Source organism: uncultured Methylobacterium sp., assembly GCF_964244095.1.
Lineage (GTDB): Bacteria > Pseudomonadota > Alphaproteobacteria > Rhizobiales > Beijerinckiaceae > Methylobacterium.
Window position 1 is genome coordinate 1 of the sequence record NZ_CAXTHR010000163.1, and the last position, 9057, is coordinate 9057.

The window sequence follows — 9057 nt, forward strand, 5'->3', positions numbered from 1 at the left end:
GGGTCGTCGGCCCAGTTCTCGCGCACCTTCACGTGCAGGAACAGGTGGACGGTGGCCTCGGCCACCTCCGATATCTCGCGGCGGGCCGCGGTGCCGATCGCCTTGATGGTCTGCCCGTCCTTGCCGAGCACGATCGAGCGCTGGCTCTCGCGCTCGACGAAGATCGTCTGCTCGATCCGCACCGAGCCGTCCTTGCGCACCTGCCACTGGTCGGTCTCGACGGTGGAGCGGTAGGGCAGTTCCTCGTGCAGCCGGTCGTAGAGCTTTTCGCGGGTGATCTCCGAGGCGAGCATGCGGATCGGCGCGTCCGAGACCTGATCCTCTGGATAGAGCCACGGGCCGGCCGGCATCAGCTTGGCTAGCGCCTGCTTGAGCGACACGACCCCGTCGCCGTTCAGGGCCGAGATCATGAAGGTGTCGGAGAACGGGATGCGCGCGTTCAGCGCCTCGGCCAGCGCCAGCAGCTTTTCGCGCAGGATCAGGTCGATCTTGTTGAGGATCAGGATCTTGCGGCGGCGGACATCCGGCAGCCGGACGAGGATCGTCTCAAGCTCGTCGTCGATGCCTTTTCGCGCATCGACCAGCAGGCAGACCGCGTCGGCGTCGGCCGCACCGCTCCAGGCGGAATGCACCATCGCGCGGTCGAGGCGGCGCTTGGGCTGGAAGATGCCGGGGGTGTCGACCAGCACCACCTGGGCCGAGCCCTCGATCAGGATGCCGCGCACGAGCGCGCGCGTCGTCTGCACCTTTCGCGAGACGATCGAGACCTTGGTGCCGACGAGGCTGTTGAGCAGCGTCGACTTGCCGGCGTTCGGCACGCCGATCAGCGCGACGAAGCCGGCCCTGGCATCGGTGGGCGTGCCCGGCAGCAGGCTCGGGGCGGGGCGGGCGGGTGCGGCGCGATCCTCCGGCGGGTCCTCGGCCTCGTCGTGCGGCTCGTCGTGCGGCATCGTGCTCATGTCCGGTCCTCGCCCGCGTCGCCGGGATCCGGGCCGGCGCCCTCGATGATGCCCTCGCGCGCCAGCACGGTCCGGGCGGCCTCCTGCTCGGCCAGCCGCTTCGAGGGGCCGTCGCCGACCCCCGGTTCGAGCCCGTCGACGCGGGCGGCGATGCGGAAGCGCGGGGCGTGGTCGGGGCCGGAGCGCTCGACCACCTCGTAGAGGGGGATCGCGAGGCCGCGGGCCATCGCCCATTCCTGAAGCGCCGATTTCGCGTCGCGCCCCCGCGGCGCCCCCGTCGGCTCGGCCGGGCGGAAGGCGGCCTCGACGATGGCCCGCGCCGCCTCGTAGCCGGCATCGAGGAACACCGCGCCGAGGATCGCCTCGCACACGTCGGCCAGGATCGTCTGGTTGCGGCGCCCGCCGCCCAAGACCTCGCCCTGCCCGAGGACGAGGTGGGGACCGACGTCCCAGGCGGTGGCCACCGCGGCGCAGGTCTCGCGGCGCACGAGCCCGGCCAGCCGGCGCGACAGGTCGCCCTCGTCGGCGTCCGGATAGGCGGCGTAGAGCCGGTCGGCAATGGCGAGCCCGAGCACGCGGTCGCCGAGGAATTCCAGGCGCTGGTAGCTGCCGGCGCGGCCCGCCGCCTTGCTGACATGGGTCAGGGCGCGGGCGAGCAGCGACGGGTCGGCGAAGCTGTGGCCGATCCGCGCTTCCAGGAGCGAAAGGTCCGGCTTCGGCCGGGGCGCGCGCCGCGCGCGGGCGGAGGGGCGCGCGGCGTCGGTCAAGGCGGAGGTCAGTGGATCGTCGAGAACAGGCGGCCCCAGCGCACGTGGGCCGGCCAGTTCCAGACCTGCCACGCGGGCGTGCCCTCGTCGATCGAGAAGAAGATCATCTCGGCGCGGCCGACGAAGTTCTCGAACGGCACGTAGCCGACATTGGCGAGATCGCGCGAATCGGTGGAGTTGTCGCGGTTGTCGCCCATCATGAAGAAGTGGCCCGCCGGCACGGTGTAGAGCTCGGTCCTGTCCCAGAAGCCGTTGTCGCCGTCGCGCTCGATCGTGTGGTGCACGACGCCGTTGGGCAGGGTCTCGTCGTATTGCGGCACCCTGGTCGCCTGCCCGTAGGGGTCGATGGTCTCGTAATCGGCGATGCGCTCGCGCTTGACCGCCTTGCCGTTGATGTTGAGCACGCCGTCGAGCATCTGGATCTTGTCCCCCGGCAGGCCGATCACCCGCTTGATGTAGTCGGTGGCGTTGTCCTTGGGCAGCTTGAACACGGCGATGTCGCCGCGCTTGGGCTCGGCCGCCCAGACCCGCCCTTCCGCCTTCATCGGCAGGTACTCGCTCAGCGGCAGCGAGTATTTCGAGTAGCCGTAGGAATATTTCGACACGAACAGGTAGTCGCCGATCAGCAGCGTCGGGATCAGCGAGCCGGACGGGATGTTGAACGGCTGGAACAGCAGCGTGCGCACCACGAGCGCGATCAGCAGCGCCTGGATTCCGACCTTCAGGGTCTCGCGGATGCTGGCCCAGGTGCCCGGTTGCGCCCGGACCTCGTGCTTCCCGTCCCGATCCAAGCGTGCGCGTTCCATCTGTCGATCCGTCCGGGGCACGATGCCGACGGCCCGCACGGGCGCCTGCCCGCCGCGCCCCGTCATGTCCGTTGTCGCGGCGGTCTAGACCAAGCGCGGTTCCCCCGCAACGCGCCGCGGATCGTGCACGTCCTGGGCCGTGTCGTGCGGCACCGCCTCGATGATCACGAACGCCTGCGCCATGGGCGGGTCGTCGGTGAGCGTGACATGGACCTTCGCCGCGTGGCCCGCCGGCAGCATCGTCGTCAGCCGTTCCAGCGCGCCGCCGGCGAGGCTCAGGGTCGGTGCGCCGCCGGGGAGGTTCACCACCTCCATGTCGCGCCAGAACACGCCCCGCGCGAGCCCGGTGCCGAGCGCCTTGGCGCAGGCTTCCTTGGCGGCGAAGCGCCGCGCGTAGGAGGGCGCGCGTGCCGCCCGCCGGTCGCACGTGGCGCGCTCGCCCTCGGTGAAGACCCGGTGGGTGAAGCGGTCGCCGAACCGCTCCAGCGAGCGTTCGATCCGGCGGATGTCGCAGAGGTCGGAGCCGATGCCGAGGATCATCGCCGCGCCGCGTCCATCGCGGCGCGCATGTCGCGGACCGCCTGGGCGAGGCCGACGAAGATCGCGTCGGCGATGAGCGCGTGGCCGATGTTCAGCTCGCGGATCTCCGAGATCTGCGCGATGGGACCGACGCTGCCGGTCGTCAGGCCGTGGCCGGCATGGATCTCCAGCCCGAGGCGCTGCCCGTGCCCGGCGGCGCGGACGATGCGGGCCCGTTCGTGCGCGCTCGCGGCCGCGTCGCCGGCGACCACGGCCTCGCAGTAGCGGCCGGTGTGGAGTTCCACCACCGGCGCGCCGAGCGCGTGCGCCGCTTCCATCACCGCCTCGTCCGGCTCGACGAACAGCGAGACGCGGATGCCGGCCTCCGCCAACGCCCGGATGCGCGGCCCGAGGTGGTCGCGCCCGCCGACGATGTCGAGGCCGCCCTCCGTGGTGCGCTCGGCGCGGTTCTCCGGCACCAGACAGGCGGCGTGCGGCTTCAGCCCGAGAGCGAGCGCCACCATCGCGTCGGTCGCCGCCATCTCGAAGTTGAGCGGCACGCTCAGGTGCCGCCGGAGCGCGGCCATGTCGGCGTCGCGGATGTGGCGGCGGTCCTCGCGCAGGTGCGCGGTGATCCCGTCGGCGCCGACCTCGACCGCGAGGAGGGCGGCGCGGACCGGATCGGGATAGGTGCCGCCGCGGGCATTGCGGACGGTGGCGACGTGATCGATGTTGACGCCGAGGCGCAAGGGAAGTGCCGACATCCGGCGATCGTCTCTCTCGTGTGGATCGAGACCGGTGAGGTAGGGCACGCCCCCCCGATCCGGCCACGAAAAAAGGCCGGGCGTGAGGCCCGGCCTTCCTCAGTCTCGCGGTGGGCGGCGCTCAGCGTGCCGGGGCGGTGCCCGACGTGCTCGGCATCGTGCCCATGTTGCCGCTGTCGCGGGTGCCCATGGAACCGGTCCCGCCCGTCGCTGTGCCGGTCGTGGCCGGCATGTCGCCGCGGTTCATCGCGCCGCCCTGCATCGCCCCGCCTCCCATCGTCTCGGAATTGCTCTTCCCGGTGCCGGAATTGTTCATGGTGCCGGTGGCCGAGCCGGGCGTACCCGTCGTGGTGGGCGCAGCCGTCGTGGATTGCGCGAAGGCGGCGCCGGACAGGGCGAACATGAGGGCGGTGGCGGCGATAAGGGTCTTACGCATGGAATATCCTTCCTACCGTGGGATGTGATGAGAGAACGGGGCAGGCGCCGAATGGTTCGCCGAAAAGCGTTTTGTTTTCCTCGGCGTCACATTGCGGCAATGCTGGCATGAGGGAGCGTGAATACGGTCGAGGTCTGTCCCGGAACACCGCTCCCGTCCGGTTCCTTCGGCGGGTTGCCGGCGCGCCTCGCGTGCCGGCTCCCCACGCAGCCGGACTTGGCGACCGGGCTTGCGGACACGCGACCGGGCTTGCGGAAGAGCCTAAAAAGGAATACTCGCCGCCCTTCGCGTTCGCTCCGGCCGGGGGCTGAACGGACGGTGCCGTTCTCGGCGCAGGGTTCTCGCAGCGACGTCTGCGAAAAGCCCGTCGTCCCGTGTCTCCGCCTTCGATCAACCGCTCGGGCCCCACAACGGCTCGGAGGGCTTGGCGCCGGGCGAGATGCGAACCGAACCGGCCCGGAACTCCTCGTGCGCACCTGCATGTCCGGGCCCCATTCACGCTGAAGGGCCCGAAAATGCCTCTCTACGAGCACGTATTCCTGGCGCGCCAGGACGTGACGTCCCAGCAGGTCGAGACGATGATCGAGACCTACAAGGGCGTCGTCGAACAGAACGGCGGACGTTTCGAGAAGATCGAGATGTGGGGCGTCAAGTCCCTTGCCTACCGCATCAAGAAGAACCGCAAGGCGCACTTCACCCTGCTCAACATCGACGCGCCCCCGGCCGCGTTGGCCGAGATGGAGCGCCAGATGCAGATCTCGGAGGACGTGCTGCGCTTCATGACCGTCCGCGTCGAGGCGCTCGAGGCCGAGCCGTCCGCGATGATGCAGAAGCGCGACCGCGACGACCGCAAGGATCGCGAGCGCGGCCGCCGCCGTGACGACGACGGCTTCGGCGGCGGCGGCTTCGGCGGCGACCGCGACCGTGGAGATCGGGGCGACCGCGGTGACCGCGGCGACCGGCCCGAGCGCAGCTTCGGCGGGGAGAACTGAGCCATGGCATTCGGTGCAAGTGGCGCTGCCAGCGGCGGCGCCGGCGGCGGTCGTCGTCCCTTCTTCCGTCGTCGCAAGACCTGCCCGTTCTCCGGCGCCAACGCGCCGAAGATCGACTACAAGGACGTGAAGCTGCTCTCGCGCTACGTCTCGGAGCGCGGCAAGATCGTGCCGTCGCGCATCACGGCGGTCTCGGCCAAGAAGCAGCGCGAACTCGCGCAGGCGATCAAGCGTTCGCGCTTCCTCGGCCTGCTCCCCTACGTCATCAAGTAGGCTTCTCGACGATCCGCCGGCCCGGTCGATCCGGGCCGGCCCCTCCCGGGCGACGGCTGCCGCCGCCCGATCGTTGGGGCGCACCCACGCCTCTAACCCTGCCCGCACGACGCGGGGCGGCGGGACAGCGGATTTCATGGTCCAGACCCTCGGCATCGGCATCGGCGCGGGCCTCGTCTCGGCACTCCTGTTCGGATTGCTGCTGAAGGCGACCCCGCTCGCGATCATCCTCTACCTGCTGGCGCCGCTGCCGATCCTGATCGTCGGCCTCGGCTGGAATCCGCGCGCCGCGCTCGCGGCGGCCGTCTCCGGCAGCCTCGCCCTCGCCGTGGTGATCACGCCGTTCCTCGGCCTGGGGTTTGCCGCCTACCTCGCCCTGCCGGCGTGGTGGCTCGCCTACCTCGCGCTGCTCGGCCGGCCGAACGCCGACGGCAGCCTCGAATGGTACCCGACCGGACGCCTGCTCGGCTGGACCGGCGCCACCGCGGCGCTCGCCTTCATCGCCATCGCCGTCATGGCCTCGCCGAGCCACGAGGCGTTCCAGGGGCAGCTTCGGGGGCTCGCCGGCACCCTCGTCCGGGCGCAGATGCGCGACCAGCCCCCTGCGCCCGCGCGGCCGGAGGCGGGCAAAGATGCCGGGACGGATGCGGCCAAGGATACGGCCAAGGATACGGCAAAGGATGCGGGCGGGAGCGAGGGCCCCGCGCCCGCGGAGGCGGTCACCGCGGAGACCGGCCCCCAGGCCGACCTCGCCGACGCGCTCGCGCGTGCCGTGCCGGCCTTCGCCGCCAACGGGCTCGCCCTGCTCCTGACCTTCTACCTCTGGGCCTCGGCCCGCATCGTCCAGTTCTCCGGCCGCCTGCCGCGCCCCTGGCCGGACATCCCGGCGACGGTGATGCCGCGGGCCATGCTGGCGCTGCTGGCGATCGCCGTGATCCTCGCCTTCGCGCCGGGCTATGCCGGCGTGCTGGGCACGGCGCTGGTCGGCTCGGTGAGCGCGGTCTTCGCGCTCCAGGGGCTCGCCGCCTTCCACGACCGCAGCCGCGGTCGGCCCGCCCGCGGGGCGCTGCTGTTCGGCCTCTACCTGATCCTGTTCGTGACGCAGGGCATCGCCCTCGTCGCGCTGACCCTGTTCGGCCTCGCCGACACCGCCCTCGACCGGCGTCGTCCCCAAGGGCCGCCGAAGGGCGGCGCGAGACCCTGACACCCCCGCCATCCCGGCGGACCACCGCATAAGGACAACGACGATGGAAGTGATCCTGCTGGAGCGCGTCGCCAAGCTCGGCCAGATGGGCGAGACCGTGAACGTCAAGCCGGGCTTTGCCCGCAACTTCCTGCTCGCCCGCGGCAAGGCGCTGCGCGCGACGGAGGGCAACAAGAAGCACTTCGAGACCCAGCGCGCGCAGCTCGAAGCGCGCAACCTCGACCGCAAGAAGGACGCCGAAGCCGTCGCCGAGAAGCTCGACGGCCAGAGCTTCGTGCTGATCCGCCAGTCCGGCGAGTCGGGCGTGCTCTACGGCTCGGTCTCGACCCGCGACCTCGCCGAGGTCGTCGCCAAGGACGGCTTCACGGTCGATCGCGGCCAGTTCACCCTCAACCAGCCGATCAAGACGCTGGGCCTGCACGTGATCCCGGTGGTGCTGCACCCCGAGGTCGACGTGAAGGTCACCGTCAACGTCGCCCGCAGCCCCGAGGAGGCCGAGCGCCAGGCGCGTGGCGAGTCCGTCACCGAGCGTGAGGCGTTCAACCTCGACGACCTCGGCCTCGAAGTCGGCAAGGCGCTGGCCGATGCCGGCGAGGGCGCCGACGACCGGAACTGAACGGTTTCGGCCGGCTCCGGCGAATAGGGCGACGCGCATCTTCCCCTCTCCCCTCTGCGGGAGAGAGTGGCCCTCGCGTGAGCGAGGGTCGGGAGAGGGGAGCGACAGGTCCGGACGCGGCGCTCCCCTCTGCCGACTTAGCTCGCGGGCCAACCTCCTCCGCAGAGGGGGGAGGGCACTGCCTGTCTGTGAATCCCGGTGAGAACAGGGACAGCGACCCGAAAAACTTGACAGGTTCTTGATTTGTTCCAGCATGGACGCCCGCCCTCTGCGAAGGGGGCGGGCGTCCTGCGTTCAAGGCCGACCCCGGTCGGAAGACGGCGGCTAAGCATCGGTCAACCATGACGGTGCCATGGTCGTCGGATCATTTTCAGGATGTGGCGCCGCCTCAGGCCTGCATCGATTCGGAGCCTGCCCGATGGCCCTGCCCAACGCCCTGACGGCCAAGCTCGAAGCAGTGCAGGCGGAGTACCGCGTCGCTCCGCACAACATCGACGCGGAGCAGGCGCTGCTCGGCGCAATGCTCGTGAACAACGACGCGTATTATCGCGTTTCGGACTTCCTGCTGCCCGAGCACTTCATGGAGGACGCCCACCAGCAGATCTTCCAGGTGGCGACCTCGCTGATCAAGGCGGGCAAGCTCGCGACCCCGATCACCCTGAAGACCTACCTGGGCGACGCCGATTTCGGCGGCCAGACCGTGATGCAGTACCTCGCGCGGCTGGCCGCCGACGCCAGCACCGTCATCAACGCCGGCGAGTACGGCCGCGCCATCTACGACCTCGCGATCCGGCGCCGGCTGATCACCATCGGCGAGGACCTCGTCAACGGCGCCTACGAGGCGCCGGTCGAGCAGGCGCCCCGCGACCAGATCGAGGAGACCGAGCGGCGCCTCTACGAGCTGGCGGAAGCCGGCAAGTACGACGGCGGCTTCCAGAAGTTCTCCGACGCGCTGACGGCGGCCGTCGACATGGCGGCCAAAGCCTACCAGCGCGAGGGCAAGCTCTCGGGCATCGCCACGGGCCTCACCGACCTCGACGCCAAGATGGGCGGGTTGCAGTCGTCCGACCTGATCATCCTCGCTGGGCGCCCGGCGATGGGCAAGACCGCGCTCGTGACCAACATCGCCTTCAACATCGCAAAGGCCTACCAGGGCGAGAAGCAGGCCGACGGCACGATCAAGACCAAGAATGGCGGCATCGTCGGGTTCTTCTCGCTGGAGATGTCGGCCGAACAACTCGCCACCCGCATCATCGCCGAGCAATCGGGCGTGCCCTCCTACAAGATCCGCCGCGGCGACATCCGCCCGGAGGACTTCTACAAGATCACGGACGCGGCCCGGGACATGCAGACGATCCCGTTCTACATCGACCAGTCCGGCGGCATCTCGATCGCGCAGCTCGCCGCGCGTGCCCGCCGCCTCAAGCGCCAGAAGGGCCTCGACGTGCTGGTGGTCGATTACCTGCAACTGCTCTCCGGCTCAGGCAAGCGCAGCGACAACCGCGTGCAGGAGATGACCGAGATCACCACCGGCATGAAGGCCCTGGCCAAGGAACTCTCCGTGCCGATCATCGCCCTGTCGCAGCTCTCGCGCCAGGTCGAGAACCGCGACGACAAGCGCCCGCAGCTCTCGGATCTGCGCGAATCCGGCTCGATCGAGCAGGACGCCGACGTGGTGATGTTCGTGTTCCGCGAGGAATACTACGTCAACAACAAGAAGC

At 70.2% G+C, this 9057-nt stretch carries 11 protein-coding genes; 5 read left to right on the forward strand and 6 right to left on the reverse strand.

The genetic code is table 11. The annotated features are described in order from the left end of the window. From era to ACFE86_RS19295, 6 genes are all read right to left on the reverse strand, one after another. Positions 1-950: GTPase Era (era, locus tag ACFE86_RS19270; RefSeq protein ID WP_375456946.1), on the reverse strand; the 950-nt coding region annotated here is incomplete at its 3' end. A 5-nt stretch (positions 951-955) separates the two neighbouring features. Continuing rightward, positions 956-1726, reverse strand: a complete 771-nt coding sequence (gene rnc / locus ACFE86_RS19275) for a ribonuclease III (RefSeq protein WP_375456936.1) — start codon at positions 1724-1726, stop codon at positions 956-958. An 8-nt stretch (positions 1727-1734) separates the two neighbouring features. Then, entirely contained in the window at positions 1735-2532 is a 798-nt protein-coding gene (lepB, locus tag ACFE86_RS19280) for a signal peptidase I (protein ID WP_375456937.1), read from the reverse strand. Between the two features lie 84 nt (positions 2533-2616). Further along, positions 2617-3072 (reverse strand): holo-ACP synthase, encoded by a 456-nt coding sequence (gene acpS, locus ACFE86_RS19285; RefSeq protein ID WP_375456938.1) that lies wholly within the window; start codon positions 3070-3072, stop codon positions 2617-2619. Further along, positions 3069-3815, reverse strand: coding sequence for a pyridoxine 5'-phosphate synthase (locus ACFE86_RS19290; protein ID WP_375456939.1), 747 nt, complete (start codon positions 3813-3815; stop codon positions 3069-3071). Before ACFE86_RS19290 ends, acpS begins: the two co-directional genes overlap by 4 nt. Positions 3816-3936: 121 nt before the next feature. Continuing rightward, complete coding sequence (locus ACFE86_RS19295) at positions 3937-4251, reverse strand: hypothetical protein (protein ID WP_375456940.1); 315 nt, start codon at positions 4249-4251, stop codon at positions 3937-3939. A 515-nt stretch (positions 4252-4766) separates the two neighbouring features. On the opposite strand from ACFE86_RS19295, the gene rpsF reads away from it, so the two are divergent. The 5 genes from rpsF to ACFE86_RS19320 form a co-directional block, all read left to right on the forward strand. Continuing rightward, the gene (gene rpsF, locus ACFE86_RS19300; RefSeq protein WP_375456941.1) at positions 4767-5243 is read left to right on the forward strand and encodes a 30S ribosomal protein S6; all 477 of its coding nucleotides are present in this window, start codon (positions 4767-4769) and stop codon (positions 5241-5243) included. Positions 5244-5246: 3 nt separating this feature from the next. Next, complete coding sequence (rpsR, locus tag ACFE86_RS19305; RefSeq protein WP_375456942.1) at positions 5247-5516, forward strand: 30S ribosomal protein S18; 270 nt, start codon at positions 5247-5249, stop codon at positions 5514-5516. Positions 5517-5652: 136 nt separating this feature from the next. Continuing rightward, complete coding sequence (locus ACFE86_RS19310; RefSeq protein WP_375456943.1) at positions 5653-6720, forward strand: hypothetical protein; 1068 nt, start codon at positions 5653-5655, stop codon at positions 6718-6720. Positions 6721-6763: 43 nt separating this feature from the next. Continuing rightward, positions 6764-7336: a 50S ribosomal protein L9 gene (gene rplI / locus ACFE86_RS19315; protein WP_375456944.1), complete on the forward strand. Its 573-nt coding sequence runs from the start codon at positions 6764-6766 to the stop codon at positions 7334-7336. 418 nt (positions 7337-7754) lie between these two features. Beyond that, the coding region (locus tag ACFE86_RS19320) for a replicative DNA helicase (RefSeq protein WP_375456945.1) at positions 7755-9057 on the forward strand (1303 nt) is incomplete at its 3' end.

Coding starts and splice junctions, on each gene's coding strand:
- ACFE86_RS19295 (WP_375456940.1), bottom strand. CDS start 4,251: ATGCGTAAGACCCTTATCGCCGCCACCGCCCTCATGTTCGCCCTGTCC.
- ACFE86_RS19310 (WP_375456943.1), top strand. CDS start 5,653: ATGGTCCAGACCCTCGGCATCGGCATCGGCGCGGGCCTCGTCTCGGCA.
- lepB (WP_375456937.1), bottom strand. CDS start 2,532: ATGGAACGCGCACGCTTGGATCGGGACGGGAAGCACGAGGTCCGGGCG.
- rpsR (WP_375456942.1), top strand. CDS start 5,247: ATGGCATTCGGTGCAAGTGGCGCTGCCAGCGGCGGCGCCGGCGGCGGT.
- ACFE86_RS19290 (WP_375456939.1), bottom strand. CDS start 3,815: ATGTCGGCACTTCCCTTGCGCCTCGGCGTCAACATCGATCACGTCGCC.
- rplI (WP_375456944.1), top strand. CDS start 6,764: ATGGAAGTGATCCTGCTGGAGCGCGTCGCCAAGCTCGGCCAGATGGGC.
- rpsF (WP_375456941.1), top strand. CDS start 4,767: ATGCCTCTCTACGAGCACGTATTCCTGGCGCGCCAGGACGTGACGTCC.
- acpS (WP_375456938.1), bottom strand. CDS start 3,072: ATGATCCTCGGCATCGGCTCCGACCTCTGCGACATCCGCCGGATCGAA.